Raw genomic sequence first — 26,998 nt, 5'->3', positions numbered from 1 at the left:
GTTGATGCGGTGCGTAACGCTGGTATGTGCGCCGCTCCGGATTAATGCGAATGCCGCGGCACATCGGCACCTCGACATCCTACGAGAAAGTCGAAGTCGCAGCCTTGGTCAGCTTGCAGGACGTGATCGACATACAGCTTTCTATACCCGCTCGTATCCGCAGTTGCAACTGTTTGCACTTCGGCCCAATTAGCGAGACGGGAGGCGATTTCCGTATCGCTGACGTCAAGGTGCAGCTTTCCGCCAAGGCAATCCAGTTCGATCCAGTCTCCTTCCTGCACCACCGCCAGCGGACCGCCGGCACGCGCTTCAGGCGCAACGTGCAGCACTACGGTGCCATACGCCGTGCCGCTCATGCGTGCATCCGAGATCCGTACCATGTCCGTTACGCCTTGCGCCAACAGCTTGGGCGGCAAGCCCATGTTGCCCACTTCAGCCATGCCCGGATAACCCTTCGGTCCGCAGTTCTTCAGCACGAGAACGGAGTCGGCCGTTACGTCCAGTTCGGGGTCTCCGATACGAGCCTTGTAGTCATCGAAGTTTTCAAACACGACCGCACGGCCGCGATGCTTGAGCAATGCCGCTGTCGCCGCCGACGGTTTGACCACCGCGCCATTCGGTGCGAGATTGCCGCGCACGATACATAAACCGCCATCGGGGACGAGGGGTTTGTCGAGCGGACGAATGACTTCTTCGTCGTAGATAGGCGCTTCCTTCGAGTTCTCCCATAACGAATGCCCGTTCGCCGTCAGCGCGTCGGGATAAGGCAGCAAGCCTGCTTCGCCCAAGCGCCGGATCACGCCGGGCAAGCCGCCCGCGTAATAGAACTCCTCCATCAGAAAGCGCCCCGATGGTTGCAGATCCACAAGCGTAGGTGTGCCGCGGCCAATGCGCGTCCAGTCATCGAGTTCAAGGTCCACGCCAATACGCCCCGCGATTGCCTTCAAATGAATCGCCGCATTCGTCGATCCACCAATCGCCGCGTTCACGCGAATCGCGTTTTCGAAGGCCTCTCGCGTCAGGAGTTTCGAGAGCCGGACATCCTCCAGCGCCATCTCCACAATACGCATGCCCGACATATGCGCGAGCACGTAGCGCCTGGAATCCACGGCCGGAATTGCCGCATTGTGCGGCAGCGTAACGCCAAGTGCCTCGGCCATGCAGGCCATGGTGGATGCCGTGCCCATGGTGTTGCATGTGCCGGCCGAGCGCGACATGCCCGCTTCCGCCGACATGAATTCGTGCAGCGTGATCTTGCCCGCCTTCACTTGTTCGCTAAGCTGCCACACCACCGTGCCCGAGCCAATATCGCGGCCATGATGTTTGCCGTTGAGCATCGGGCCACCACTTACAGCAATGGCCGGCACGTCACAACTCGCTGCGCCCATCAATAGTGCGGGTGTGGTTTTATCGCAGCCGACGAGCAGTACGACGGCATCGACCGGATTGCCTCGAATCGATTCTTCCACGTCCATGCTGGCGAGATTACGCGTGAACATGGCGGTCGGGCGAAGGTTCGATTCACCATTGGAGAACACGGGGAATTCGACCGGGAAGCCACCCGCTTCGAACACGCCCCGCTTCACATGTTCAGCGATCTTCCTGAAATGCGCGTTGCAAGGTGTGAGTTCTGACCACGTATTGCAAATGCCGATAATCGGCTTGCCCTGGAATTCGTGATCGGGAATGCCCTGGTTCTTCATCCAGCTGCGGTACATGAAACCGTTCTTGTCGGCAGCGCCGAACCATTGGGCGGAGCGGAGCGGGCGTTTTGCGTCTGACATCGATTTTTCCTTACCGTTTGCTATTCGTTTGCTGTTTCAAGACTTCATTTGCACGAACGCGTCACGCGTTCGGGACCTGTTTAGTGCTTGCGCCATATGCGCTTGTCTATCTGTTTTATAGAACATGCAGAACAGTCGCGTGGTCTTACATGTCTTACTGCCGTGAAGGAGGAATGCCGCCTTCGCGTCAACCCCTGGACCCAAGCGCAACGGGATCAGCTTTGTTCGCGGCATCGTGTTGCTGCGCCGCATCTCGCCGCTTCAGCTTCGACCCCGCTCGTTCCCCCGATGCAGTCCCATCCGATTTACGACGCGCCGCATGCCGTTCGATCACACGCTGCAGCAGGCAGAACGCGCACAGAAGGGCGCCAATAACGATGCGGGTCCACCACGAACTCAGCGTGCCGTCGAACGTGATGAGCGTCTGGATGGTCCCGAGAATGCCGACGCCGAAGACCGACCCGATCACATACCCAACGCCACCCGTGAGCAAGGTTCCTCCAATGACCGTGGCGGCGATCGCATCGAGTTCCATGCCCTGGCCTTGCAAGCCGTATCCCGAGAGCACATACAGCGTGAACACCACGCCGCCCAGCGCCGAGCAGAAGCCGCTCAACGCATAGACGCCAACCTTCGTACGCGCGACCGGCAGGCCCATCAGCAACGCGGAACGTTCGTTGCCGCCGACCGCGTAGACGTTGCGCCCGAAGCGCGTGAAGTGCGCGACAAAGATGGCAAGCAGAAGCGTTGCGATGGCGATCAGTCCGCCGGCTGTAAGCGAAGCGCCGTGAATATCGATGTGAAATCCTGACAGCGCGTGGAAGCTGGGGTCGTTGATGGTGATCGACTGCGTGGTGATCAGGAAACACGCGCCGCGCGCGAGGAACATGCCGGCCAGCGTGACAATGAACGGCTGCAGTTTGAAGAAGTGGATCAGCGCGCCCATCGCTGCGCCGTACAACGCGCCCAGCACGAGTACGAGCGGCACGATCACCCATATCGGCCAATGCAGGTGTTCGGCGAACACGGCGCAGAGAATGGTCGTCAGCGCGACGACCGATCCCACCGACAAGTCAATGCCGCCCGACACGATCACGAACGTCATGCCGATCGCGACGATCAGCAGGAAGGCGTTGTCAACGAGCAAGCCGAGCAGCACCTGCAGCGAAAAAAATCCGGTGTACATCACGGAGCCGAAGCCGAACAGCGCCATGAACAACACGATGGTGACGACGATCGGCAAGGTGCGCGGATCGACCAGGCGGTCGAGAAGGTTCCTCATTTTGCTGCCTCTGCAAGGGGCTTTTTCAGGGCGAAGGGGAGGGCGCGTTTCAGTTGCCGCATGATGACCGTGCGGGCAGTCGCCGACTGGATCACGCTGACGACCAGCACGACCGCTGCCTTCACGACGAGCGTGGCCTCAGGCGGCACGCCGATGGAGTAGGTGGTGTAGGTCAATGTCTGGATGATCAGCGCGCCGAGCACGGTGCCCGCGAGGCTGAACTTGCCGCCGAGCAGCGACGTGCCGCCGAGCGTGACGGCGAGGATCGCATCGAGTTCGAGCAGCAATCCGGCGTTGTTGCCATCGGCGCTGCGCACGTTGGAGCTGATCAGAATGCCTGCTATGGCCGCCGTCAGGCCGGAGAACGTATAGACCCCGAACACGATCGCACTGGAGCGCAAGCCGACCAGTTTCGTGGCCACCGGATTGATACCGATCGCGCGGATGAACATGCCGAGCGCGGTGCGATTCATGAGCAGCGCAGTCGCCGTAATCGCACCGGCCGCGACCCAGACGGAACAGGGCATGCGCGCCAGATAACCGCCGCCGACCACCAGGTATCCCGGTGCACCGATCGGGATGATCTGGCCGCCTGTGAGCAATTGCGCCACACCGCGGCCGGCCACCATCAGGATCAGCGTTGCGATGATCGGCTGCATGCCGACGAACGCCACCAGCACACCATTCCACATGCCGGCGAGCACGCCCACCGCGAGCGCGGCGGCCAGCGCTTCGATGACGCGGGAAGGATCGTCAGCAAGAATACTCGCGGCTGCCGCACCCGCGATTGCCACGACCGCGCCGACGGAAATATCAATGCCGCGTGTTGCGATCACGAGCGTCATGCCGAGCGAGACGAGCACGAGCGGCGCGGCGCGATTGAGGATATCGATAGGCGCGCCGAACCAGTGGCCGTCCAGCACCGTGATGGCGAGGAAGTGCGCGTTCTGGCTCAGGTCGAGCAGGATCAGCAGCACCAGCGTGAGCGCGGGCCATACGAGCGGATGTTGCAATGCGGCTTTGATGCGGTTCATCGGCTGCCTCCCGCGATGAGTCTGTACACCTGATCTTCCGACGCCGCGTGCCCCTCGACTTCCGCCACCTTGCGTCGATCGCGCAGCACCGCAATCCGGTGACTCACACGCACGACCTCGCTCACCTCGGACGAGATGAAGACAATGGCGAGCCCTTTCGCACAGAGCGCCAGCACGCGATCCATGATTTCGAATTTGGCCGCGACGTCAATGCCGCGCGTGGGTTCATCGAGGATCAGCATCTTGGGTTCTGTCGCGAGCCATCGCGCAAGCAGCACCTTCTGCTGGTTGCCGCCCGACAGAAGTCCGATGGGTTGTTCAGCATCGGGCGCCTTGATGCCCAGCCGCTCAATATAGTCGTCCGCTATCTGGCGCTGTTTCCCGCGGCTAATGGCGCGCCACCAGCCGCGTTGCACTTGCAGCGCGAGAATGATGTTTTCTCGTATGGACAGATCCGCGACAATGCCTTCCTTCTTCCGGTCCTCCGGGCAATATCCTATGCCGCGGCGCACCGCATCGCGAGGAGAACGAAGCTTTGCCGTCTTGCCGTCGATAGACATTGCTCCCGCGTCCGCCCGTTCCGCGCCGAACAGCAGCCGGGCGGTTTCAGTACGGCCTGACCCAAGCAGGCCAGCCAGTCCGAGGATCTGCCCAGGCTGCACATCGATATCAACAGGATTCATGACACCCCGCCGGCCTATACCGCGCATTTCGAAGAACGGCGGCACGGCGGCCTTGTGCGCGGGCGGCTCGTCGGCCGCGCGCTTCAGGCGCTCGGTCATCCGTTCGTGGCCCACCATCTTTGAAACGAGCAGTTCCACCGGCAAGTCGCGGGCAAGATATTCGCCTTCGCGCTCGCCGTTACGCATGACCGTGATGCGGTCCGATATCGCGTAGGTCTGTTCGAGAAAGTGGGTGACGAACAGGATCGCCATGCCCGATTGCTTGAGCGTTCGCAGTACGTCGAAGAGCCGCGAGACTTCTCCATCGTCCAGGCTTGAGGTCGGTTCATCGAGGATCAGCACGCGCGCATCCACCGAGACGGCGCGAGCGATTGCCACCATCTGCTGCACGGCGATTGGATAAGTATCGAGTGATTTGGTCACGTCGAGGAAGACGTTCAGGTCGGCAAGCGCCGCTTCGGCGCGTGCATGAATCGTCTTCCAGTCGATAGCGCCACGTCGTTTCGGCTGCCTTCCGGCGAACACGTTTTCAGCGACGGACAGGTTCGGGCACAGGTTCACTTCCTGATAAAGCGTCCTGATTCCGGCCGCTTCCGCGTGGAGCGGCGTCGCGAAATTGACGGCTTCGCCGCCAAGCCGTATTTCGCCAGCATCGTGTGTATGGACGCCGGTGAGTACATTGATGAGCGTCGATTTACCGGCGCCGTTCTGGCCCATCAACGTATGGATTTCACCGGGAAACAAACCGAAGTCCACGTTCTGCAACGCCTTGACGCCCGGGAACGACTTGGAGATACCAATGGTTTCAAGAATGGGCGAGCCGGTCATGAACGAAGGCCGTAAAGGGGGGATTGAAAGTGCGCCGCGAGTCCGCTGTTACAGCCGGACTCGCGCTTGCCAGGGGTTTTCTCCGCGACCGCGATGGCTCAATACTTGCGCTGCGGCAGGACTTGCGCTGCAACGCTCATCGGGAAAATGGTTTCCTCGGTCACAATGCGCTTGGGCAAGGTCTTGCCCGCCACCACCTCCTTCACCGCCGTCATGAGCTGCGGTCCGAGCAGCGGACTGCATTCCACGTCGACGTTGATCTTGCCCGCGACCATCGCTTCGAAGCCGCCCTTGGTGGCGTCGAAGGAGATCACGGTCACGTCCTTGCCGGGCTTTATGCCGGCTTCTTCCATTGCCTGGATGGCCCCGAGCGCCATGTCGTCGTTATGGGCGTAGACCACGTTGATCTGCTTGCCGTAGGTCTTGATGAACGCTTCCATGACCTGCTTGCCGCCGGCCAGCGTGAAGTCGCCGCTTTGCGAAGCGATCACCTTGAACTTTGGATCGTTCTTGATCACTTCAAGCAATCCGGCGCGACGGTCGTTGGCGGGCGCTGAGCCAACCGTGCCTTGCAACTCGGCAATGTTGATCGGACCGGCGTCGTTCTTATAGTGATCTTCCAGCCATTTGCCTCCACGACGGCCTTCTTCGAGGAAGTCCGAGCCAATCATGGTCACGTAAAGCGAGGTATCTTTAACGTCGATATTGCGGTCAGTGAGAATCACCGGAATCTTGGCGTTTTTCGCTTCGATGAGTACCGGCTCCCAACCGGATTCAACAACCGGGGAGAACGCAATTACATCGACTTTCTGCGCAATATAAGAGCGGATTGCCTTGATCTGGTTTTCCTGCTTTTGCTGCGCGTCGGAGAATTTCAGATTGATGCCGGCGTCTTTAGCCGCGCTTTTGACAGAAACGGTATTGGCGGTGCGCCAGGCACTTTCCGCGCCGACCTGTGAGAAACCCAGGGTGATCTTGTTGTCATCGGCGTGGGCAGTCAGGCTTGCGCCCAGCAATAGCGCAGAAAGCAGCGCACCGATGGCTGCGCGTCGAGCATGTCTCATGGTTGTCTCCGATTAATTGTGTTTGTGTTCGGTACTGCCGCGCTTGTGCGTGCTTATGCGTGCTTATGCATTTTTGCGCGGTCAACTGATTAAGGACGTACCGGAATGAAGCGTAGCGCCGGGGTGCATGGCGGTCCAATCAGTTATTCGGCGTTTGCGATATCAGAATTGGTATGGCGGAGGGAAATTGTCGGCTCGCGGCGCGCAAACCCACGACGCAACTAAACGGCGTGATAGTCAGGGATTCGAATCGCCGATACTGGCGCCGCGCAACCGGTCGAAATCCAGAATGGCGATTTCCCCGGACTTCAGGCTCAATATGTGTTGATTTTCGAGGTTCCTGAGCAACTGGTTGGTGGTTTGCCGCGATAACGACACCATGGAAGCGAGGCTGTCCTGCGAGATCCTTATCTTGCTCTGCGCGGCATTGAGACCGCCATAACCTCCGGCGATCATGAGCAAACGGTTCGCCACGCGCTGTGCCGCGGGCAACAGCGTTATCGCTTCAGCGTTCTCGAACAAAACCCGGAGTCTTTGCGCCATCAACAACGCAAAATCGCGCCAATAGCGGGGCGTGGACTCGAGCAGGCTTTGCAGGGCGGCCTCGGGCACGTGCAGCAAAAGTGTCCTGCTGACGGCTGCAGCATTGTTCGGACGTGGCAGACCATCGAAAAGCGAAATCTCGCCCAACCACGCAGTCGGTCCGAGCACCGCGAGCAACGCCTCTTTCCCGTCCGCCCCGACGGTGCCAATTGCGAGTGCGCCACCCAGTACAGCGTACAGGCCATAAGACCGTTCGCCACGTCGATACAGGAACTCGCCCTTTTCCACCGTGACCAAAGTGGCATGGCTAATGAGGTAGTCCCCCAGCTCAACGGGCAGGCCCCGGAACCACGGAGTCGTTTCGAGCTGTGACCGGTAGCGGTGCTGGCTGGATTCCATTGGCGTGTCGGCTTGTCGGGTATCTGACAGATTTTAGGCAGGTTCGCGAACATCATGGGGACTCGCATCTGATCCGTGACGACTTTGGCCCTTGACGCACTCACCGTGTGAGTGATTCGCCAAGCGTTGTCTCAGTTATTCCATTGCATGAATCCATCGAATAAGGAGTGTTGACGTGGCCTCATCTGATATCAGTCTGAAGAATGACGTATCACTTGCCGAATGGGAAGCGCGAGTCAATCTCGCAGCGGCGTACCGTCTCACGGCGCTGTTTGGATGGGACGATCTGGTATTTACCCACATCTCGGCGCGCGTGCCCGGCCCCGAACACCATTTCCTGATCAACCCGTACGGTTTGATGTTCGACGAAATCACCGCGTCGTCACTGGTCAAGATCGACCTGCAAGGCCGCAAGGTTGCCGAATCGCCATATGACGTCAATCCGGCCGGCTTCACGATCCATAGCGCCGTGCATGCGGCACGTGAAGACGCCGGCTGCGTGATGCATGTTCACTCTATCAACGGTGTTGCCGTGTCGGCGCAGGAGAAGGGGTTGCTGCCGCTCTCCCAGCAATCACTCGGTGTGCTGGCGTCGCTCGGCTACCACGACTACGAGGGCATCGCACTCAATGAAGCCGAGAAGCCCCGTCTCGTTCAGGACTTGGGAAGCAACAATTATCTGATGCTGCGCAACCACGGCTTGCTGACGGTCGGCGAGACAGCGGCGGACGCCTTCGTTGCGATGTACTTCTTTGAAGCGTCTTGCATGATTCAGGTGCGTGCCCAGGCTGGTGGCGGCAAGCTGATTCCGATCGCGCAACCGATTCTCGACGGTATCAAGGATCAGATCCGGACCGTAACGAAAGGCTCTATTGGGAAGCTGGTGTGGCCCGGGCTGCTACGTCGGCTCGACCGACGCAATCCCGGATACGCTGACTAAGGCTGTCCGTTCGCAATATCCACGACGCACGACGCACGATGATATGTGCTGAGCGAACGGTGTTAAGCATCATGGGCCGCGTTGACCGATTCAACGCATCGCGGACGGAACTGGGTAGGTCACCTGAGAATCTGTATGGCAAAAATCTTTATCTATGGCGCCGGTTCGATCGGTTGCTATGTCGGCGGACGGCTTCTTGCCGGCGGCAGCGACGTCAGTTTTATTGGGCGTGCTCGCGTGGCTGACCAGTTACGAGATCGCGGCATCACGTTGTCGCGGCACGACGATAGCCGCTGGCATGCACCGGCAGAGCGTATTGACGTCTCGACGGATGCGGCGAGCGCCGCCGAAGCCGATCTCGTGCTCGTCACCGTCAAGTCTGCCGCGACGCCCGCGGCGGCGGCGGAACTGGCGAACGTGCTTCGCCCCGGTACGATCGTTGTGAGCTTCCAGAACGGCATTGGCAATGCGGACGTGCTGCGCGCCGCGCTGCCGCAGCACACGGTGCTGGAAGGGATGGTGCCATTCAATGTCGTCGAACGCGGCCCTGGGGCATTTCATCAGGGTTCAGCGGGCGAGCTGGAGATCAGGCGTGCGCCGGCCATGCAGCCGTTCGTCGAAGACTTCCGGAAAGCGGGCCTGCCGCTGATCCAGCACGCCGATATGTTGCCGGTGCAGTGGGCAAAGCTGTTGCTTAACCTCAACAATGCCATCAATGCCTTGGCGAATCGGCCGTTGAAAGAGGAGCTCTCGCAACGCGCCTACCGGCTCTGCCTTGCCATGGCGCAGAAAGAAGCGCTCGCGTTGTTGAAGCGAGCGGGCATACGGCCAGTCAAGGTGACGCCGCTTCCAGCCACGTGGATACCGCTTGTTCTCAGCGTACCCGACGGGTTATTCGAACGGCTGGGCCGCACGATGCTGACGATCGATCCGCTCGCGCGCTCGTCGATGTCCGACGATCTGGCGGCAGGGCGCGCCACCGAGATCGACTGGATCAACGGCGAGGTCGTGCGCCTCGCACAACGCCTTGGGCAAACGGCGCCGGTGAACCAGCGGCTATGCGAACTCGTGCGGGAAGCCGAACGAGCCGACGTGCGCCCGTCATGGTCGGGCGAAGCACTGCTGGCTGAGCTACGGGCTGCAACGGGTGCCTCGTTGCCTGTGCCCGCCGGAATCTGAACGGGCGATGATGCCCGTGGCCGGTTCCCGGCCACCACGGCCGGCCCGGCTTGCGTCGGGTCGCTCGCTTGGTTATCGCGATCGCCGTGGATGTGCCCGGCAGCAGTCGGATCTTGGAGAGAGTAGACTTGCGCGCTCCCATTCGCCGTTCAAGGTAGTCCCTATGTTGATGAAAGCCGTTCGTGTTGGTCTCGGCCAGTTGATTTTACTCAGCGACGCCGTTAGTCGCCCGCGCCCGCAACGTCGCGCAGCGCAAGGCCAGGCGATTGTAGAAAAAGAAGCGAAGGGGCTATCGCTGTATCAGTTCCACGCATGCCCCTTCTGCGTCAAGACCCGGCGCGCCCTGCATCGTCTGAATGTGCCGATGACTCTGCACGATGCCAAAAACGATCCCGTCGCACGGGACAGTTTGCTGGTTGGCGGTGGCAAGATTAAAGTGCCTTGCCTGCATATTCAGGAGGAGGGCGAGTCGCGCTGGTTGTACGACTCCAACGCCATCATCGCGTACCTGGAGCAACGTTTCGCCGGGATCGCGTGATCCGTCGCGCGGAGTCGTGAGGCGTTTATGAACCCGGAGTTGAACACCTCGTCATTGCGAAGCTAGCGGGCAAGCAAGCACTAGGGCATTCGCCTTTAAACCGCCGCGTACATGACACTCAAGGCCTGAACATCAGGACCGCGGCCGCAACGCCCGCAACGTCGACCAGAATGACCGGGATCATGCTCACACGGCCTTGCAAGTACGCGCCCAAAGCCCAAAGTCCTGCGACGATAACCGCGGTCAGCCCCAGCTCCGTTGGATATGAAAGTTCTTCCGCGTACCATAGATAACCCGCCGTCGCTGCCATCATCAGGGCGAATTGCACGACTGCAAATATCGCCGTGCTGCGGGAAAGTGGCTCTCCGTACCGCTGCCTCGCCGCCTCCAGGTCGAACATTGGCGCGGAGGTCTCTGCCTGAAGGTGCCCGCTGGAGTCGGCTGGTCGCCAGCCCGGAGGTTTGAGCCAGATGCGCCACTTGTCTGCCCACGATTTCGCTTGCCGCGTTGCCTGCACGAGCGACCAGTATTCCGCAAAGATTGCCCAGCCAGGATCCCAGCTTCGCAGAGGCGTCCTCGTTCCGTAGACGCAAGGCTCCTCTTCCTCGGCGAACGTTCCGAACATCCTGTCCCAGATCACAAACATGCCGCCATAGTTCTTGTTGATGTACTGGTCATTGACCGCATGATGCACACGGTGGTTTGAGGGCGAAGAAAACACGCGATCGAACCAGCCGAGTTTGCCGACGTGTTCAGTGTGAATCCAGAATTGATACAAGAGGACGATGAGCCCGGCAAGGCCAAACTGCTCGGGCGGAACACCTATCACCGCAATGGGCAGATAGAAGATCCAGCCAATAAGCACGACAGTACTTTCCTGCCTCAAGGCGGTCGAGAAATTGAAATGCTCGCTTTGATGATGCACGACATGGGCAGCCCACATGACAGCGCACTCATGCCCGGCGCGATGCAGCCAATAGTCGAAGAAGTCGAACAGGACGATGGCGATCAGCCAGCCGTACCAGGTGTCCCAAAACTTGACGTTGGGGGTTGGCATCAGCGCATTGAACACAATCACATACAAACCAATTTGAAACAGCTGCGTGACCAGCGCCAGCAACTGGCTTATTAAGCCTTGGCTAAGACTGCTCAGCGCATCGTTCAGTCGGTAGGTATTACGTTGCCTGAACCAGCCGTAAGCGAATTCGGCGCCGATCAGAACAACGAAAACAGGAAGTATGAAAACAATGATCTTGTCCATTCACAATCTCAGCAATGTGGTCCCGGCTATATGAAGCGTCGAGGTTTGTGCAGCCAATGATTCGATGGCAGCGTGAACAAGCGGTCAGGCACGTCGGCTTCGCAAGATCTTGCTGACGCATAACTTACATAAATACTACGTAATGCTTGCGTGATATGGTTTTGTCAGCGCTGGAGGTGACAGGGTAAGGCATAACGACGAAAACTCGAATTGCTTTATGACGGATGCTGGTCTCGAGCGACGGAAATAAGGAGGAGTTCGAGGGATCGGAGCGTTGCATTGCGCGTGAGGGGCGTTTCGCGGTAACGCTGGAGGAACTAACAAATGCAATACATTAGGATGCCTTATAAAGCTAGTGGATGGAACTGTGAGGCATCGGATGGCGGGACATTGCCCAGGCATTTCATCCCGTCTTTCTTGATAGTGTGCACAGTCTCAATCCTGCTGAGAATAACGCGTAAGGCGGCAACCGCTAAAACCTGCCCAAGGGTTGACGCGTGACCCGGTGCCGGAATGCACCGAATATTCGCCTTACGCGTGCAGAAGCAGCGGGTCGCAACCCGCGTTCCGTCATATATAGGTGGCCGCGCACGGTGGTATTCTTCAATGCATTCCGGGTCGCTGATGTTCGCCTCTGGAGGGTCCCAAATGGAAGTCCGATCGAGTACGTTTCCGGCACCGCCCATTGAGCGCGCGACAGGTTGCCGACCGCTGTTCGTGCCGCCATTGCCGGACTACCCTTCGCGGGACCTGTCGTCGCTCGCATTCGTGCATCGCGTCAGTCGAAACGGCTTGCGGGTGTGGTCGCATCGCACCTATGAGCTGGATTGGCTGGAGCAGGGATTCTTCGGCCGCAAACGCCTGTTGCTGAACAAACCCGAAATGATTCACCGCGTGTTGGTGGAGAACCATATCAACTATCGCCGCACAGACACCGCGATCCGGCTGCTCCGGCCATTGGTCGGAGACGGTTTGCTGTTGAGCACCGGCGAAAACTGGAAATACCAGCGGCGCACGATCGCGCCGGCCCTCGCTCCGAAAATGCTGCCGCTCCTTGCACGCCATGTAGCGGCTTGTGCGAATGAAGCCGTGCAGTCGCTGGCCTCGCGCAATGGGGCGCCTTTCAATCTCCTGGCCGAGATGCAATCGCTTGCGCTGAAGATCGCGGCGCGTTCAATGTTCTCGCTCGAAACGTGGGAATTCGGGCCTGCCGTACGCACCGAAATAACGCGCTTTTCGCAGCGGTACGGCCGCGCCCATCTACTCGACCTGATCACGCCGCTTCCCATTCCGACGCTTCACGATTTTGCACGGGCGCGCTTCCGTTCCAGATGGTCCTTGCTGCTGGATCGCATTATCGATGCACGCGAGCAGGTCCCCGATGAAGGCGGCCCCCGCGATCTGTTCGACCTGCTGCGCGCTGCACGCGACCCGGAAAGCGGGGCTGCTTTCAACCGGGCGGAGTTGCGCGACCAGGTTGGTACGATGATCGTCGCCGGCCACGAAACAACGGCGCTAACGCTGTTCTGGTCGCTCTATCTGCTAGCCAGTGCGCCCGAGGAACAGGCTGCTGTGGCGACGGAAGTGGCCGATGCCGACCTGAGTGCAGCGCATGCCGGCGAGACATTTGCGTCGTTGTCCTACACACGTGCCGTCGTCAGCGAAGCGTTGCGTCTTTACCCGCCGGCCTGGGTACTGTCGCGTCAATGTGTCGAGCCTGATCACGTGGAAGGGTTGACCATTGAGCGCGGCACGCTGGTGATGATCAGTCCGTGGGTGCTGCATCACCATCGGCTGCATTGGTCGAACCCGGACGCCTTCGATCCTTCGCGTTTCTTACCGGATGCGGCGCCGGCACCGCGTTTTACTTATCTGCCGTTCGGCACCGGGCCGCGCGTTTGTGTGGGCGCTCAGTTCGCGATGGCCGAAGCAACGCTGGTGCTCGCGCGTTTGATCCAGGCGTTCACCGTCGAACTCGCCGACGACGAACCCGTACGTCCGATGGCCATTGTGACGACCGCGCCAGATCGGGCCGTGCCGTTCTGGTTAAGGCCGCGTAAACACTAACGTTCGGCCTTGGAGCTGAGCTGCGCGCAACTCTTGTACTAAATACAGCCTCATTCCCTTCCAGGATATTTCCGTCGATTACGTTTCATGACGGCGCGGCGGTCCCGCGTTGCCTACGCTGCATTCCCGGTTACGCCGGAAACATTGCCCAATAATCGCTCAGTTGCCGCGCGCATTTCACCCTGCTGTAATCGGCCGCTGACGATATATAGCGGGTGGGCAGATGGGCGGGCAGGGCGGCAACGACGATGCGGCGATCGCGCAATGCATGGCGGATGTGATGTGCGAGCGGCCGCTGCAGCTCGAACGCCAGGCGTTCACCCATAGCGGCAACGCCGTGTACCGCGCACGCATGGCCGATGGTCGTTCGCTGGCGGTGCGTGTCAGCCCCGAAGCGCAAACGTTTTTGCACACCCGCTCGAATCTCGCCATGCTGCGCGACATCGGCCTGCCGGTGCAGAAGCTGCTCGCGCAAGGCGCGATGCCCGCAGGCGGCGATTTCGTGGTGCTCGATTGGCTTCCCGGCCGCGATCTCTTCTATGTCTTCGATTCGATAAACGATAGGCAGTCCGAACAGATTGCCGAAGCGGTGGTCGCATTCCAGTGCAGGGTAGCGCAGCGGCTGCCCGCTGCCACGCATGGCGGTTTCGGCTGGGGCGCGATTGGCGCTCACGCACCGCATGTGCGCTGGACTGACGTCTTTGGGGAACCTGTGCCCTCCGCGTTTCACGTCGCGACGCTCGCGCGCACGGACGCCTCCGCGCTCGAACGCTTTCGCGCGCGCCTCGGCCTCGCGCGTGCCTCGCTCGAGGATTACTTCAACACACTGCGTCCGGTCTGCTTTCTCCACGACCTGACCATCAAGAATGTGCTGGTGGACGAAGGAGAACTGAGCGGCCTGATCGATTTCGATACGGTGTGCTATGGCGATCCGCTGCTCGTGCTGGGCACGACGCTCGCGCATATCGACACTTTGGTGGGGGAGCGCGGCCGCCCCTATGCCGCGGCACTGCTGCGCTGTTGGGCGCCACAGGGCGAGCGCAGGCGCGCCACGGGCTTCTACGCATCACAGTGGATCATCGGCTTTCTGTCGGTCGCCATCGAACAGGGCAACGCCGCGAGCGTGCGCTTCCTCACGCCGGTTCTCGACCAGCTCTTGAGCGTGGCGGAACGCGCGTAAGCGGCGGCTAGGGCGGTGTATTTTCGGCCCTTAATCGGGGGGATATGACCGTTCGGCTTCGATAAAGCCGGCGGTCTGTTTGGTGTCGTCTCCGGTCCTGGCTTTCTCCCGGATGATCGCGCGGTACTGAATGAATCGACGCGATAAACGTGGCTCACGTAGGCGTGGTCTTCCTACGGCAAGCCGAAGAACCTGTGCGGCCTTGCACCGCTCTATATCCACCTACCGAGGATCAGCACGCAGGCAGCAGGCAGATCGGCAGTGTCATTCTTTTTTCGGCTTCGGTTGTTGGGGTCGCTGCTGCGGGTCAGATCCGCGTTGCGTCGGCTCCCTCGTACATGCGTCCGGAGGCGTTATATAGGGCACGTCTTCGCAGCAGCATGCATAAACCGGAAACCCGTACGCGTTCGTGCGGATGATCGTTGTTGGTCCGTGCAGCGGGCACACCGCTTTCATGGCGCTCCTGAAACTCGTTGGTTATCTGGTTCTATCGTACACGCGGCTCTCTAGTTCGACATGGCTAAATACCGGTTCGCGCGTGCGGCAACCGATTTGTCTGACACATTGTTTTTCGACGGTCGTTTCAAAACTTTGATCCCGGAATCCAATCACCAACTTAACGAGTGCCAGTGCAGCTATCGCTCGCAGTCAACGTGCGTGGTACCGCTAATCTCGATCAATCGACAGAGAGGGCTAGACCGTCGACAATAGGACCGGCCGCTTGGGTACTGGAGGCATTAGCCTTTGACCTGCATGAATACCTGGATACGGTTGGGGTTTCAACGCCATTCATCGCTGAAAGTCACGGGTAGCAACTGGAGGAAAATAACGAATGGCGAATGGCGTAACAGTAGGCGAGAACTCGGTTGTCGCGGCAGGGTCGGTAATCACCAAGGACGTTCCCCCGAATACTCTTGTCGGTGGCAATCCGGCGAGGGTCATTCGTTCGATTGCCGATTAACATGTATAGATGACTCAGTCACTGTTGCACTGGGTGCTGGCGGTCTCGCCAGGCTTAACTTGCGATGGCTCGAACACGCCGCGATGCTGCACGCATTCGCCGGCACTTCTGCTTTTCAAGCCATTGCAGCGACTCCTGCACCACTTCGGGTGGAACGTCGTTGAATGACGCGCCCCGAATCAAGGTCTCACTTGCGGCAATGTCGTTGAACTGGCCGAGCTTGTTCTGCACGGACGTCAACTCTTTTACGGTGCGGTCGTGTCCGCTCTTGATGACAGGTTGAAAAAACTCAAGCAGATACCTCAGCTTCTTGCCGGCCTTGCGAACATCGTGGAGATCTTCTTCGTGGGCAGTCTCGTTACGCGATGCATACCTGCTGCGCTTCTTCAGTGCGCGCTGCGCGCGACGAACGCGATCCTCGGCGAACTCCTGAATGGGAAGATCGTTGCAGCTGGACTCCAACGTCGCCTGCGCGTGAAGCAAGACGTCGTTCAAGAACGCCTCCACATCGTCGCTTTTTATCATCGTCTGGCTATGCACCACTGCCTGCGCGCGCTTTTCGCTCGCGGCGGCCACGAGCAGTCCCATTGATGCGCGCGACGCTTGTGCGGCTTTCAAAAGATCGCCAGCGATGTCCCAGTCACGCGTTCCGCCGGCTACCGCAGCAAGGCGCTTGAACTCTTCCGTGGCCTGCGCGGTCGCCTCTTCACCGAGGTAGGGGGAATAAGCCCAGTACAAGGCACGCAGCTTTCTGAATGCAACGCGAAGCTGGTGGAATCCTTCAGCATCGCAATTTGTAGCCAGCTCTCGCGCACGCCGCACAGCCTCGGCGACAACGGGAGTCGCCAGTGATGAGAAGGTGCTTGCGATTGAACCAGTTCTGGATGGCGTTGAAACAGCTGGCCGCCGATCTTCCTTAAAGAAATTGATTGGCCGCGGCAAGGGCCAGTCAGCATCCATATCCACCATTGAAGCCTCGAGTCGGACAAAAATATGTTTCGCCCCGACATTACCACAGTGATATTCTCGGTTCCCAATTTCTGTGACGATTTGATGAACGGCTTTCAAGTTGTCGCATGTAGACCGCTCTCACGTCGAGACGTTGCCGAGCATCGACGCTTTTGTATTAGCATGCTCCGTTATATCAAACATTGCGCAATACGCTGGCGCATCGAAGATACCTAGAAGAGATAAGTGGGAGTTCAGTTTGAAGACACGCGCCACCGTTATCTGTCGCCGAGGTAAGCGAATTCTCCTGGTCTCACGTAGTCAGTCGAAGTGGGCTTTGCCGGGCGGGATCCTGAAGCGCGGGGAGCATCTCTCGGCCGCCGCACTTCGGGAGCTCAAGGAAGAGACGCGGCTTTCCGGAAAGTCAGCCAGATATCTCTTCGACTTTCGTGGCAAGCAAAAGCACCATCACGTGTTCTCCTGTGAAATCTCGAATCGCGCCAAGGCTCGCCCAAGCAACGAGATCTCCAAATGCCGCTGGGTCCACCTCGAAGACATCCCTCGCCTCTTAACCAGTGCGCCGACGACCGACATCGTGAAGCTCATGGGTCAACGGCGTAAAAAGTAGCTGCGCCGGGTTGGCGCAGGCACGAGTCGTCGATTTAGCGAGGGCACCTCAGCCTGACGTCGGTGTCGCGCCGGTCATTCGTGCTGCCAGCGAACCACGGTACGGGACAGGCCTAGACGGTTGAAAGTATTGCGCGCCTACCGCGATCCTGGGCATCGATTCCCGCAATGGCCGCAGTGATGCGCTGACGATTCAGTTGAAACGCAAGATAGAGTTACGACGCTGACAGATCCTTGGCGCCGAGGCGCTGCATGGCCACTCCAGCTATCCATATGCGTATTTCAAGGACTTGCAGAACAGATTACCCGCGCGGCATGTTAGCGTCCCGGGCTCACTCGCCTGGTGGCGAGCAAGCCTCAACCGCGAAGCGCCACCGTAGCCACAACGAGAGCCGAGAAGATCAGCGCCGGGGCGAGATGCTGGAACGGCTCCCGATTTCGTAGCAATGTGAAGAGCGCGCCAATCATGATCGCACCGGCCAGCGTCAGGCCTAAAACTCTGGTTTGTTGTCCAAGAAGAAGTGCAGCGCTGAGCAGCTCGAGAGCGCCACAGAGCAACCGAAACCATGCCGGGTAACCCCAGCGTGCGAAGTCGCGCTTCGCCGCGCCGCGTCCTGCAAGATTGACCACCCCAGCAACCGCGAACAGAACCGCTACGATCGTCGCGAGAATCGATTCGAAAGATGCAGTGTCTATCGCCATCGTCATGCTCCGTTGTTTTGCTGAAAGTGCTTCTGTTCAGAGAGGTCCGCAATCAGGCCGGGGCCATGGGGCTTCCACGCAAGAACTTCCCGGGCATGCTGGCCGCTTACCGTCTGGTCGAGCGCCAGTGCGTCAGCGAATGGCCCAAGCGATTGGCGAGCATCGTCGAGCGGCCAAAATTCGACGCGGCCGGCCCCAACGGAGGCCCGAATCGCTTCACTCATTCCGGCAATGGCAACGGCGTCTTCCGCGACCACGTTGAAGATCTGTCCCGCGACTCGACCGTCCCCGCTTGCCGCCCGCTCCACCGCGCTCAGGTAGGCCGTGGCGAGATCATCGACGTGAACGGCAGGCCAGTGGTTGCCACCATCGCCGACGACCCTCACGCTGCCTGTCTGACGGACCATGCCGGCAAGCATGCCGAAGATGCCGCCGCCGTAGCCGTGCACCATCGCCGGCCTGAGGATCACCGCGGCAATCGAGCGGCGTGCTGCCAGCGCCAGCACTTGTTGCTCCACTGCGGGACGCCAGGCGACAAGTGGTGTCGGGTTCAGCGCCGATGCTTCAGTCGCGGGCTCGCCCTCCGTATTGCCGTAGACCCACGTGCCCGACGTATAGATAAACGCCGCGCCCGGATGCAAATGCGAAAGCATCGCTACAACCGCAGCCTCATCGGCAGCAGCGGCGGAAGCATCGTTGGTCGACGCCATGTGCATCACGCCATCGGCTGCACCGGCCGTCGCAGCGAAGGACTGTGGCTCGCGCAAGTCGCCGACATGCAGTTTCACTCCGAGACGTGCCAGCGCGCTCGCCGCCGCCGAGCTGTCCTGACGCACCAGCGCCGTCACCTGATGGCCCAGGCTGATTGCCTTGCGCGCGACCGCTTGCCCGATGTAGCCCGTACCACCTGTAATGAATAGTTCCATAGCGTTTTCCTCGATGATTGCCTGCGAAGTTGATAAGTCACACAAACGAGACTCATCGGTCTCGTTATGGCAAATCTAAACGAGACTGACCAGTCTTGTCAACTACCTGGCGATCTGTTATTTATCTGGCATGAACACTTCCTCTCTCCCCGGCCTGAGCCCGTTGCAACGCCGTAAGCGGTCCGCCATCCTCGACGGCGCGAAAACCGTTTTTTTAAGCCAGGGTTTCGGCCTGGCAACGATGGACGACGTCGCCGCGGCCGCTGGCGTCGGCAAACAGACGGTCTACCGCCACTTCAAGTCGAAGGAGGCGCTCTTCTTTGGTCTGGTCAGCGAGATGTGCGCTCAGGTGGGCGCGCTGCTTGCCAGCGCTCAGGGCGAGCAAAACGATGGCGCACCCGAAGTCGAGTTGCGCGAGTTGGGATGGTCACTGGCACGAAGCCTTATCACGCTGGATAATCTGCGGCTTTACCGGGCCATCGTTGCTGAGGCCGAACGTCTCCCGGAACTGGGCCAGGTGTTTTACGAAAATGGTGCAAAGGTCGTGCGTGCCTTCGCCGCAAAAATTCTGCTAAAGCGATTTGACAAATCGACTGCTGCATTGCGGGCAGCGACATTCGTTCAGTTGGTGCTTGGCGACGCGTATCTGGAACTGTCAATTGGCTTTACGGTGCCCAATGTTGAAGCGCGCTTTGCGCTGCAGATTGACGAGGCGGTGGCGGCTGCACTTCGCTAAGGAGCGCCGCATAAGATGTCGAGCCACTGCATCCGGAGCGCCGCCGCATGTAGCGCGGGAAGCAAGACACCGCGCTTCCCATTCCAAACGTATTTGCGCGCCGGTTTCTGCACGATCCAAAATGGAACGGTCGGCATGATCGGCAGTTGCTCGGCCGCGTCCGGCAAATTTCGACCTTGAGCGACATTCGTCCTCACTCTCATCGATCGTCCTTTCTCGCACATACCGAGGAAATATCAGGTTCGGCATCCATGCAAATTGGAAGTCGTGCCTGAGAAAGCTATCCTATAAGCATGTCTTCTGTTGGTCGAAGGCGAACCATGCATCGCACGCCGACGATAGAGGGAAATAGTTCCCATACCGTCAATCTGCCGCAATTCCCGGCGTGGATTACGGCACAACCGTGTACCTATGCGGAGAGCCTGCAGCGGACCTGACAGGGTAGTGGGAAGACAAAGAAAGGAAAACGATCTGTTGGGGAATCAGTTTCTCCCAGGCGAATTCGAGTGGATCGGGGAAAGTGCGCCGAGGTGTTTTGCCTTCGCACCATCGCGCGCTCACTTTGTTGGAGAACGCCATGAAGTCCATGCTCCAAACCCTGCCGGTCGCCGCGCTGGTGGTCCTTGCACTAGGTCCTGGCACCCCAAAGACGTTTGCCCAGGCGGCGCCCGACTTGGTGGGTTCGTGGTCTTTGGTCTCGTTGACCGTCACGACAAGCGGCAGCGAAGTCGAGGTGCTCGGTCCACATCCGCACGGCCAACTCATCTTCGGTAGCGACGGCCGCTACGATCTGGTCGGAGTTCGTGCCGATTTGCCGAAGTTTGCAGCGGATAGCCGGTTGTCGGGTACCGCCGAAGAGAACAAACGCATCGCCCAGGGTAACTTCGCGCATTTCGGTACTTATACCGTCGATCCAGCCGGACAAGTGATCGTTTTCCACATTCAGAACAGTACCTTTCCGAACTGGGATGGCGATGTTCAACGGCGCCCATACACCCTTGATGGCGATCGGCTGACTTACATCACGCCCGGAAGCTTTGGATATGGGGCTTCGAAAGTTGTGTGGCAACGGATGAAGTAAGCACCTTGCTGCCGCGCCGCCGTCAGCCACGAGTACGCTACGCAATCGTTGGCTATCGCCTTGTCGGATACCCATTTCAACAACGGTGAAATTTAACGCCATTACCAAGGCTCAGGCGAACCGTCTGGTCTCACGCGCTCGGACCCAATCCATCTATCCCTCCGAACGCGCGCATTCGACTTAAATCACCATGGGATCGTTTCACCGTTCCAGCGCGTGAACGTCCCTGTGGGGCCGTCCGGACCCAGCAACGCAACGCGCACCGCTTCGCGAGCGCCTTCCTCGACGGTCTCGGTGCCCGCATATCCATTGAGGTTCGTCCTGGTAAAACCCGGCGAGACGGCATTGACCTTGATACCTTCTGACTCAAGTTCGATAGCCATAGCGACAGTCAAAGCGTTCAGAGCCGTCTTGGACGCCGGATAGACCGGGCTGAAGATCGCGCGGTAGGGGAAGGCCAAGTCCGAGTTCGTCGTCAACGAGCCGACGCCACTCGATACATTGACGATGCGGGAGCCCGGCGTCTTGCGCAAGAGTGGCAGCATCGCCTGGTACACAGCGAGCACGCCAAACACGTTGGTGTCCCATACCGCGCGCATTTCATCGAGAGCCACGTTGCTCGGGCGCGTTGTCTTTGTGTACTCCTCGACGGACTGACCGGGCTGCCTCTTCGTATTCGAGATGGCCGCGTTCTGGATGAGCACATCAAGGCGGCCAAACTCGTTTCGAATGCGCTCCGCCGCAGATGTGATCGAAGCCTGATCCGTCACGTCGAGTTGGAGCGCGAACGCACCCAGCCCAACTTCCCTGGCTGCAACCTCGCCGCGTTCGAGGCTGCGCGACCCTACCAACACAGTCAAGCCGCGTGCCGCGAGATCCTTTGCAATCTGAAGACCGATTCCTTGATTAGCCCCAGTGACGAGAGCAACGGGTTTGTCCTGCATAGCAACCTCCTTATCGTAGTGCGCACCGTAGTGCGCTCGCGCGCGTACAAGACATGTTCAATCCGTGTCGCCCGGTCAGCGAACCTCAGCCGCCCATGCTTGGGCATCAGCGCCGGCCGGGATGCGCATTGGCGATGACGGGTCCGTCGCCGCGCGCCACACGGCTTCCGCGACATCCTGTGCCCGGGTGATTGGTGCAGAGGTGTCCTGGAGCCGCGCGAAGACATCCTTGACGAGGCCCGCGTAGGCCTCATGGTCGAGGCCTTGCATTCGGGCACGGGCGTTTTCTCCGAACCGGGTGTCGGGCGCGCGGCCCGGCAGCACCAGGCGCGCTCGCACGCCGAACTGTTCGAGTTCCAGCGCCATTGACTCGGTAAATGCGTTCACCGCCGCCTTGCTGGCGCGGTAAGCGGCGATCAGAGGCAGCGCCTTCAGCGTGACGCTCGACGTGACATTCACTACGACGCCGGCTTTACGCTGCCGAAACTGGGGCAACACCGCCTGCGTCAATGCGATCGTGCCAAAGGTGTTGGTCTCGAAAATCTCGCGCACCGTCGTCATCGGGACCCGTTCCGCGGGGGAAGCCGCGCCGAAGCCCGCGTTATTGACAAGCACGTCGATCGGGCCGGCCGCCTCGACAGCCTTGCGGATGCTTTCCGGATCCGTGACGTCGAGCGCCAGCACGCGCAAGCGCTCTGAAGGCGGCAGCACGCTGGCGCTCGGCGTGCGCATTGTCGCGACGACTTGCCAGTCGCGGGCCAGAAAGTAGCGGGCGATCTCGAGGCCAAATCCGGAAGAACAGCCGGTGATCAGCACGGTCTTCATGGGAACTCCTATGTGAGGTGGTTTGTGTGTACCCCCACGATAGACCGCGAAGATCGTACTTACTACAATCTAGAATCCAAATTTCATTTGCGAGAGTCCGGCTATGATTGATCCGTTGGCTGAAGTCGTGACGCTGCTGCAGCCAAGCGCGCGGTTTTCCAAACTGGTTCTGGGCACGGGCCCATGGCGCGTTCACCGCTCGGATGCCGGTCAGCCGCTGTACTACGTGGTCCTCGAGGGCGCGTGCCGCATGGCGATCGACGGACACGAGCCCATCGAGCTTGTCTCGGGAGACTTCGTGCTGATTCCCGCGGCCTACGGCGTGGCGATGTCAAGCCTCGTGCCGCCACCGCCGGGTGTTGAGACGCTGGCGCCGACTGCGCTCGGCAACAATGAATTCAGAATTGGGGAGCCGGACAGCCCGGTCGATTTGCGAATGATGGTCGGCCACTGCAGCTTCGGTTCACCCGATGCATCCCTGCTGGTCTCGTTGCTACCGCAAATCGTGCATGTCCGCGGCGTAGAGCGGCTGGCCACCCTCGTGCAACTTGTACGAGATGAATCACGCGAGCAGCGGCCTGCGCGCGAGGTCGTGCTGTCACGACTGCTGGAAGTGCTGCTCATAGAGGCGCTGCGGTCCACGGCGGAAACGACTGCGTCACCGGGCCTGGTTCGCGGGCTGTCCGATGCCCGCCTCGCGGCCGCGATCCGCGTGATGCACGAACACCCCACACGCGCGTGGACGGTTGCTGAACTCGCAAAAGAGGCCGCACTGTCGCGCTCAACCTTCTTTGAACGCTTCAACCGCGCGGTCGGCGTGGCACCCATGGAATATTTGCTCACTTGGCGCATGGCGCTCGCCAAGGACCTGCTGCGCCGTAATGAAGGCCGCGTCGCCGAGGTTGCACAGCGCGTTGGCTACAGCTCCGCCAGCACCTTCAGCGTCGCCTTCACGCGGCACGTCGGGCGGCCGCCTTCACAATACGCGCGCGAGGAGCAGGTGGCCGCCGACGACACGTAAGGCATTGGAAACACGCTGTCTCCGATGGCGCTAACGCCAGCGACTCCGGTGGCTCAAGATAACTCGCCAACAGCCAAGCAGCACTCTGAATGTCCAAGCGGCGGGATAAACGAGTGACGCTTCGTATGCCGCTGCTGATCCATGCAGTCGGCATACGCAGCCTGAACCTCGCAAGGCTGCATCCGGCTTGTGAATGGCGGTCAGAAAGCGCGTTTAAACGGCGGCGGCCCGCTTTAACACTGACTGAGACGTATTTCGAACTTTTGTGAGGATGTCGGGTATTTCGGTTGAGCGAGATGATATCGGCGCGTCGAAGGGAGCCCGGAGGGCGAGTAAAGACGCGCCCGGCGATGTTGCGTACGGCTGATGTTTGGGTGACGCGAGAATACGAAGGGGGTAAAACAAGAGCTTACCGCCGGAGAAACGGCCTGACACCGGTTCAAACCGCCAAGTTCCCACCGATGTCAGACCCCACGCGTGCACGGAGCAAGGGTGTGCAATGAGTATTGCACGCTCGGCCGGCTCTGTCGATATCGCCTCGGCATTGACGGAATTTTGCGATGCCGGCGACGGGCCGCTTTTACGTTTGTGCGCGCTGCCGTGCGCAGGTGGTCATCTGCCGCTACTGCGATCGCGGCCAGATTTACTGCGATGGCGACTGCTCGGGCGCGGCCCGTCAGAACGGGGTCCGGGAAGCCGGAAGTCGCTACCAGCGCAGCCGCAATGGACGCCTCGCGCATGCCGAGCGAATGCGCCGCTATCGCGCGCGTCTAAATAAAGTGACACATCAGGGTTCCCCATCGGCTGCCGCCGGTGCTCTACTGCAAGCGAACCCGGCAACGGCGGCCAAAGCAACCGCGCCCGACATTCGGAGGCGTTTGCCTGCGCAGTGCCACTTCTGTCAACGCGCTTGCTCGACATTGGTACGCCTTGGAGCATTGCATGGTCGGGTTCCTCGATATGTTCGTACTACTACAGACATAACTGGAGAAGACCCATGAGCATCACCGCGGAGCTCGAAGCACAAATCCTGCGCTATTACCACGTTGAGAAATGGCGTGCTGGCACCATCGGGCGCCAATTGCATGTACACCACGGTACGGTTCACCGGGTGCTCGCGCAGGCCGGACTGCCCAGAACGGGTGGCCTGCTGCGGCCTTCGCAGATCGACGCATACTTGCCGTTCATTCACGAAACGCTCAAGAAGTTTCCGTCGCTCACGGCGAGCCGCCTTTATGCGATGGTGTGTGAGCGCGGCTACCGCGGTAATCATCATCACTTCCGGCATTTGATCTCGGTGCACCGTCCCCGACCGATCACTGAGGCTTATTTGCGTCTTCGGACTCTGCCGGGTGAGCAAGGACAGGTCGATTGGGCACATTTCGATCACCTGCAAATTGGTCGCGCGCGTCGACCACTGATGGCCTTCGTAATGGTCCTGTCGTGGTCGCGCCAAATTTACTTGCACTTCTTTCTCGATGCCCGCATGGACAGCTTCCTTGCGGGCCATGCGGGCGCTTTCGAAGCATGGTCCGGTCTGCCACGAGTGCTGCTCTACGATAATTTAAAGAGCGCTGTTCTTGAGCGTCAAGGCGACGCGATCCGTTTCAATCCCCAGCTTCTTGCGTTCGCCGCCCATCATCGCTATGAACCCCGCCCGGTCGCGGTCGCACGGGGCAATGAGAAGGGACGGGTTGAACGCGCTATACGCTATGTTCGCGAGAACTTCTTTGCGGCCCGCAAGTTCACCGATATTGACGATCTGAATGCTCAGGCCACGCTCTGGTGCGCCGGTCCTGCTGCAAATCGTCCTTGCCGCGAGGACCCGACGATGACCGTGCGTGAAGCCTTCGAGCGTGAGCAGCCAAGTCTGCTCGGCCTGCCCGACAATCCTTATCCGTGTGAGCTGCAGCTGGAGGTGAGCGTTGGCAAGACCCCTTACGTGCGCTTCGATCTGAACGACTACACCATCCCGCATACGCACGTACGCCGCACACTGACGGTGCGCGCCGATCCTCGTCAGGTACGCATCCTTGATGGCATCACGCTACTCGCTACCCACGAGCGCAGTTACGATCGCGGCGCACAGGTTGAGATTGCCGCGCATATTGAACAGCTGGTTCAGATCAAACGCCAGGCCCGTCATCACCGCGGCCTCGATCATCTAAGTCAAGCAGCGCCTGCCAGCCACGTGCTCATGCAACGCGCCGCTGAACTCGGTGGAAATCTGGGCAACATTACATCGCATTTGCTGCAGCTGCTTGACCGCTATGGCGCCGCCGAACTTCAGGCGGCAATTGAAGAAACACTCGCCAGCGATGCGGCACCTCATCCAAACCCGGTGCGTCTCGCGTTGGAGCGCCGGCGAGAGACGCGCCAGGCACCGCCGCCTGTCGTCATTGATTTGCCCGAACACGTGCGCAAGAAAGACACGCTGGTGACACCTCACCGGCTCGACACCTACGATCAAATCTCCGGAGACGCTGATGAACACGCCTGATGAATTGCAAACTCGCGCGAACGCACTGCGCCTTTATGGCCTTCTGACGCATTGGTCCGACGTTGCCGCCCAGCCGTGGGTCGCGCCGCTCGTGCAGTGGGAGGAGGACGAGCGCTCCCGCCGTTCTCTGGAGCGGCGCATCCGCGATGCGCACCTGGGCAGCTTCAAACCGCTTTGCGACTTCAATTGGACGTGGCCTAAGCGGTGCGATCGCGCCGTCGTCGAAGAATTAATGACGATGGAGTTCGTCAAGGACCAAACAAACGTCGTATTGATCGGGCCGAACGGCGTTGGCAAATCAACACTTGCGCTCAATCTAGCCCATCAGGCAATCGTTCACGGTCACACGGCTTTATTCACTACAGCGGGCCAAATGCTCGGCGAACTAGCCGCACTTGACAGTGACTCGACTTTGCGTCGCAGGCTTAACCGTTACGCTTCGCCCGATATATTGGTCATCGACGAAGTCGGCTACCTCTCCTACTCAAACCGCCACGCCGATTTGCTATTTGAGCTCATTAGTCGCAGATATGGGACCGCCAGCACAGTGGTCACGACAAACAGGCCATTCAAGGAATGGGCGGAAGTATTCCCTAACGCTGCTTGCGTCGTCTCCCTGGTCGATCGACTCGTACATCGAGCCGAAGTCGTCGTCATCGAAGGCGAATCCTATCGTGTGAAGGAGGCACGCGAACGCGCGGAAGAACTCGCCAAAAAACGCACTGCAGCGAAAGCCGCGAAGAAAAAACCATGACGCGAGTTCATTTACCGTCCGGGATCATAAAAGGGCTCAACTTCTTGATCCCCGAGAACTGGTCCGCTGATCAGGCGCTCGCCGTCGTAGAACTGCTGGATGACCTGCGCGAGCGTATCTGTATGCACTACCAGCTTGAGCTTTTTGAACTGCAACATCAACAACGCGCTGACCTCAGAAACGCTCATCCC

At 59.7% G+C, this 26,998-nt stretch carries 24 protein-coding genes and 1 pseudogene; 12 read left to right on the top strand and 13 right to left on the bottom strand.

Features of this window, described 5'->3' with window-relative positions; translation table 11 throughout:
• Nucleotides 1-41: 41 nt before the first annotated feature.
• From SBC1_RS21685 to SBC1_RS21660, 6 genes are all read right to left on the bottom strand, one after another.
• Entirely contained in the window at nucleotides 42-1,784 is a 1,743-nt protein-coding gene (locus SBC1_RS21685; protein WP_165096529.1) for an IlvD/Edd family dehydratase, read from the bottom strand.
• Nucleotides 1,785-1,971: 187 nt separating this feature from the next.
• A complete protein-coding gene (gene yjfF / locus SBC1_RS21680; protein WP_165096533.1) occupies nucleotides 1,972-3,066 on the bottom strand; it encodes a galactofuranose ABC transporter, permease protein YjfF in 1,095 nt (364 codons plus the stop codon).
• A complete protein-coding gene (locus SBC1_RS21675; RefSeq protein WP_165096536.1) occupies nucleotides 3,063-4,100 on the bottom strand; it encodes an ABC transporter permease in 1,038 nt (345 codons plus the stop codon). Before SBC1_RS21675 ends, yjfF begins: the two co-directional genes overlap by 4 nt.
• On the bottom strand, nucleotides 4,097-5,611 hold the full coding sequence (locus SBC1_RS21670; protein WP_165096539.1) for a sugar ABC transporter ATP-binding protein: 1,515 nt from the start codon (nucleotides 5,609-5,611) through the stop codon (nucleotides 4,097-4,099). The genes SBC1_RS21675 and SBC1_RS21670 overlap by 4 nt, the downstream gene beginning before the upstream one ends.
• A 98-nt stretch (nucleotides 5,612-5,709) precedes the next feature.
• A complete protein-coding gene (locus SBC1_RS21665; RefSeq protein ID WP_165096542.1) occupies nucleotides 5,710-6,675 on the bottom strand; it encodes an ABC transporter substrate-binding protein in 966 nt (321 codons plus the stop codon).
• A 237-nt stretch (nucleotides 6,676-6,912) separates the two neighbouring features.
• The gene (locus SBC1_RS21660; RefSeq protein WP_165096545.1) at nucleotides 6,913-7,617 is read right to left on the bottom strand and encodes a Crp/Fnr family transcriptional regulator; all 705 of its coding nucleotides are present in this window, start codon (nucleotides 7,615-7,617) and stop codon (nucleotides 6,913-6,915) included.
• Between the two features lie 175 nt (nucleotides 7,618-7,792).
• On the opposite strand from SBC1_RS21660, the gene SBC1_RS21655 reads away from it, so the two are divergent.
• The 3 genes from SBC1_RS21655 to SBC1_RS21645 all read left to right on the top strand — a co-directional run bounded on the left by SBC1_RS21655 (nucleotide 7,793) and on the right by SBC1_RS21645 (nucleotide 10,274).
• A complete protein-coding gene (locus SBC1_RS21655) occupies nucleotides 7,793-8,557 on the top strand; it encodes a class II aldolase/adducin family protein (RefSeq protein ID WP_165096548.1) in 765 nt (254 codons plus the stop codon).
• Between the two features lie 135 nt (nucleotides 8,558-8,692).
• On the top strand, nucleotides 8,693-9,736 hold the full coding sequence (locus SBC1_RS21650) for a 2-dehydropantoate 2-reductase (protein WP_165096551.1): 1,044 nt from the start codon (nucleotides 8,693-8,695) through the stop codon (nucleotides 9,734-9,736).
• 163 nt (nucleotides 9,737-9,899) lie between these two features.
• Entirely contained in the window at nucleotides 9,900-10,274 is a 375-nt protein-coding gene (locus tag SBC1_RS21645) for a glutathione S-transferase N-terminal domain-containing protein (protein WP_165096554.1), read from the top strand.
• A 118-nt stretch (nucleotides 10,275-10,392) separates the two neighbouring features.
• On the opposite strand, the gene SBC1_RS21640 is transcribed toward SBC1_RS21645, so the two are convergent.
• Nucleotides 10,393-11,535, bottom strand: coding sequence for a sterol desaturase family protein (locus SBC1_RS21640; RefSeq protein WP_165096557.1), 1,143 nt, complete (start codon nucleotides 11,533-11,535; stop codon nucleotides 10,393-10,395).
• A gap of 648 nt (nucleotides 11,536-12,183) precedes the next feature.
• Between SBC1_RS21640 and SBC1_RS21635 the strand changes: the two genes are divergently transcribed.
• The 3 genes and pseudogenes from SBC1_RS21635 to SBC1_RS21620 all read left to right on the top strand — a co-directional run.
• Nucleotides 12,184-13,602, top strand: coding sequence for a cytochrome P450 (locus tag SBC1_RS21635; RefSeq protein ID WP_165096560.1), 1,419 nt, complete (start codon nucleotides 12,184-12,186; stop codon nucleotides 13,600-13,602).
• Nucleotides 13,603-13,825: 223 nt separating this feature from the next.
• Nucleotides 13,826-14,782, top strand: a complete 957-nt coding sequence (locus tag SBC1_RS21630) for a phosphotransferase family protein (protein ID WP_165096563.1) — start codon at nucleotides 13,826-13,828, stop codon at nucleotides 14,780-14,782.
• An 841-nt stretch (nucleotides 14,783-15,623) separates the two neighbouring features.
• Nucleotides 15,624-15,743: pseudogene (locus tag SBC1_RS21620) on the top strand (sugar O-acetyltransferase); the annotation flags it as partial.
• Between the two features lie 54 nt (nucleotides 15,744-15,797).
• Here SBC1_RS21620 and SBC1_RS21615 read toward each other — a convergent pair.
• Nucleotides 15,798-16,709 (bottom strand): CHAD domain-containing protein, encoded by a 912-nt coding sequence (locus tag SBC1_RS21615; RefSeq protein WP_165101365.1) that lies wholly within the window; start codon nucleotides 16,707-16,709, stop codon nucleotides 15,798-15,800.
• Between the two features lie 241 nt (nucleotides 16,710-16,950).
• Here SBC1_RS21615 and SBC1_RS21610 point away from each other — a divergent pair, with 241 nt between their 5' ends.
• A complete protein-coding gene (locus SBC1_RS21610) occupies nucleotides 16,951-17,319 on the top strand; it encodes an NUDIX hydrolase (protein ID WP_165096569.1) in 369 nt (122 codons plus the stop codon).
• Nucleotides 17,320-17,675: 356 nt separating this feature from the next.
• Here SBC1_RS21610 and SBC1_RS21605 read toward each other — a convergent pair whose 3' ends face one another.
• Together SBC1_RS21605 and SBC1_RS21600 are read right to left on the bottom strand one after the other, a co-directional pair.
• Complete coding sequence (locus tag SBC1_RS21605) at nucleotides 17,676-18,020, bottom strand: DoxX family protein (RefSeq protein WP_165096572.1); 345 nt, start codon at nucleotides 18,018-18,020, stop codon at nucleotides 17,676-17,678.
• Nucleotides 18,021-18,022: 2 nt separating this feature from the next.
• Nucleotides 18,023-18,946: an NAD-dependent epimerase/dehydratase family protein gene (locus tag SBC1_RS21600; RefSeq protein WP_165096576.1), complete on the bottom strand. Its 924-nt coding sequence runs from the start codon at nucleotides 18,944-18,946 to the stop codon at nucleotides 18,023-18,025.
• 130 nt (nucleotides 18,947-19,076) lie between these two features.
• On the opposite strand from SBC1_RS21600, the gene SBC1_RS21595 reads away from it, so the two are divergent.
• Nucleotides 19,077-19,682 (top strand): TetR/AcrR family transcriptional regulator, encoded by a 606-nt coding sequence (locus tag SBC1_RS21595; RefSeq protein WP_165096579.1) that lies wholly within the window; start codon nucleotides 19,077-19,079, stop codon nucleotides 19,680-19,682.
• A gap of 577 nt (nucleotides 19,683-20,259) precedes the next feature.
• A complete protein-coding gene (locus tag SBC1_RS21590; protein WP_165096582.1) occupies nucleotides 20,260-20,763 on the top strand; it encodes a lipocalin-like domain-containing protein in 504 nt (167 codons plus the stop codon).
• A gap of 185 nt (nucleotides 20,764-20,948) precedes the next feature.
• On the opposite strand, the gene SBC1_RS21585 is transcribed toward SBC1_RS21590, so the two are convergent.
• Together SBC1_RS21585 and SBC1_RS21580 are read right to left on the bottom strand one after the other, a co-directional pair.
• On the bottom strand, nucleotides 20,949-21,707 hold the full coding sequence (locus SBC1_RS21585) for an SDR family oxidoreductase (RefSeq protein ID WP_165096585.1): 759 nt from the start codon (nucleotides 21,705-21,707) through the stop codon (nucleotides 20,949-20,951).
• 75 nt (nucleotides 21,708-21,782) lie between these two features.
• Nucleotides 21,783-22,532: an SDR family oxidoreductase gene (locus tag SBC1_RS21580; protein ID WP_165096588.1), complete on the bottom strand. Its 750-nt coding sequence runs from the start codon at nucleotides 22,530-22,532 to the stop codon at nucleotides 21,783-21,785.
• A gap of 103 nt (nucleotides 22,533-22,635) precedes the next feature.
• Between SBC1_RS21580 and SBC1_RS21575 the strand changes: the two genes are divergently transcribed.
• From SBC1_RS21575 to istB, 3 genes are all read left to right on the top strand, one after another.
• Nucleotides 22,636-23,553, top strand: coding sequence for an AraC family transcriptional regulator (locus tag SBC1_RS21575; protein WP_165096592.1), 918 nt, complete (start codon nucleotides 22,636-22,638; stop codon nucleotides 23,551-23,553).
• A gap of 997 nt (nucleotides 23,554-24,550) precedes the next feature.
• Nucleotides 24,551-26,053 carry an IS21 family transposase gene (gene istA, locus SBC1_RS21570; protein ID WP_165989005.1) on the top strand — a complete coding sequence of 501 codons (1,503 nt, stop codon included), beginning with the start codon at nucleotides 24,551-24,553 and terminating at the stop codon, nucleotides 26,051-26,053.
• Nucleotides 26,040-26,807 carry an IS21-like element helper ATPase IstB gene (gene istB, locus SBC1_RS21565; protein WP_165989003.1) on the top strand — a complete coding sequence of 256 codons (768 nt, stop codon included), beginning with the start codon at nucleotides 26,040-26,042 and terminating at the stop codon, nucleotides 26,805-26,807. The genes istA and istB overlap by 14 nt, the downstream gene beginning before the upstream one ends.
• A gap of 11 nt (nucleotides 26,808-26,818) precedes the next feature.
• On the opposite strand, the gene SBC1_RS39650 is transcribed toward istB, so the two are convergent.
• On the bottom strand, nucleotides 26,819-26,995 hold the full coding sequence (locus SBC1_RS39650) for a hypothetical protein (RefSeq protein WP_207958446.1): 177 nt from the start codon (nucleotides 26,993-26,995) through the stop codon (nucleotides 26,819-26,821).
• Between the last annotated feature and the right edge of the window lie 3 nt (nucleotides 26,996-26,998).

The organism is Caballeronia sp. SBC1, from assembly GCF_011493005.1.
GTDB lineage: Bacteria > Pseudomonadota > Gammaproteobacteria > Burkholderiales > Burkholderiaceae > Caballeronia.
The sequence above is the reverse complement of the archived record's forward strand: the minus strand, read 5'-3'. Positions and strand labels throughout refer to the sequence as shown.

What these genes read in the sequence shown, in the direction of transcription:
- SBC1_RS21685 (WP_165096529.1), bottom strand. Translation starts at nt 1,784, where the DNA reads ATGTCAGACGCAAAACGCCCGCTCCGCTCCGCCCAATGGTTCGGCGCT.
- yjfF (WP_165096533.1), bottom strand. Translation starts at nt 3,066, where the DNA reads ATGAGGAACCTTCTCGACCGCCTGGTCGATCCGCGCACCTTGCCGATC.
- SBC1_RS21675 (WP_165096536.1), bottom strand. Translation starts at nt 4,100, where the DNA reads ATGAACCGCATCAAAGCCGCATTGCAACATCCGCTCGTATGGCCCGCG.
- SBC1_RS21670 (WP_165096539.1), bottom strand. Translation starts at nt 5,611, where the DNA reads ATGACCGGCTCGCCCATTCTTGAAACCATTGGTATCTCCAAGTCGTTC.
- SBC1_RS21665 (WP_165096542.1), bottom strand. Translation starts at nt 6,675, where the DNA reads ATGAGACATGCTCGACGCGCAGCCATCGGTGCGCTGCTTTCTGCGCTA.
- SBC1_RS21660 (WP_165096545.1), bottom strand. Translation starts at nt 7,617, where the DNA reads ATGGAATCCAGCCAGCACCGCTACCGGTCACAGCTCGAAACGACTCCG.
- SBC1_RS21650 (WP_165096551.1), top strand. Translation starts at nt 8,693, where the DNA reads ATGGCAAAAATCTTTATCTATGGCGCCGGTTCGATCGGTTGCTATGTC.
- SBC1_RS21645 (WP_165096554.1), top strand. Translation starts at nt 9,900, where the DNA reads ATGTTGATGAAAGCCGTTCGTGTTGGTCTCGGCCAGTTGATTTTACTC.
- SBC1_RS21640 (WP_165096557.1), bottom strand. Translation starts at nt 11,535, where the DNA reads ATGGACAAGATCATTGTTTTCATACTTCCTGTTTTCGTTGTTCTGATC.
- SBC1_RS21635 (WP_165096560.1), top strand. Translation starts at nt 12,184, where the DNA reads ATGGAAGTCCGATCGAGTACGTTTCCGGCACCGCCCATTGAGCGCGCG.
- SBC1_RS21630 (WP_165096563.1), top strand. Translation starts at nt 13,826, where the DNA reads ATGGGCGGGCAGGGCGGCAACGACGATGCGGCGATCGCGCAATGCATG.
- SBC1_RS21605 (WP_165096572.1), bottom strand. Translation starts at nt 18,020, where the DNA reads ATGGCGATAGACACTGCATCTTTCGAATCGATTCTCGCGACGATCGTA.
- SBC1_RS21600 (WP_165096576.1), bottom strand. Translation starts at nt 18,946, where the DNA reads ATGGAACTATTCATTACAGGTGGTACGGGCTACATCGGGCAAGCGGTC.
- SBC1_RS21595 (WP_165096579.1), top strand. Translation starts at nt 19,077, where the DNA reads ATGAACACTTCCTCTCTCCCCGGCCTGAGCCCGTTGCAACGCCGTAAG.
- SBC1_RS21590 (WP_165096582.1), top strand. Translation starts at nt 20,260, where the DNA reads ATGAAGTCCATGCTCCAAACCCTGCCGGTCGCCGCGCTGGTGGTCCTT.
- SBC1_RS21585 (WP_165096585.1), bottom strand. Translation starts at nt 21,707, where the DNA reads ATGCAGGACAAACCCGTTGCTCTCGTCACTGGGGCTAATCAAGGAATC.
- SBC1_RS21580 (WP_165096588.1), bottom strand. Translation starts at nt 22,532, where the DNA reads ATGAAGACCGTGCTGATCACCGGCTGTTCTTCCGGATTTGGCCTCGAG.
- SBC1_RS21575 (WP_165096592.1), top strand. Translation starts at nt 22,636, where the DNA reads ATGATTGATCCGTTGGCTGAAGTCGTGACGCTGCTGCAGCCAAGCGCG.
- istA (WP_165989005.1), top strand. Translation starts at nt 24,551, where the DNA reads ATGAGCATCACCGCGGAGCTCGAAGCACAAATCCTGCGCTATTACCAC.
- istB (WP_165989003.1), top strand. Translation starts at nt 26,040, where the DNA reads ATGAACACGCCTGATGAATTGCAAACTCGCGCGAACGCACTGCGCCTT.
- SBC1_RS39650 (WP_207958446.1), bottom strand. Translation starts at nt 26,995, where the DNA reads ATGAGCGTTTCTGAGGTCAGCGCGTTGTTGATGTTGCAGTTCAAAAAG.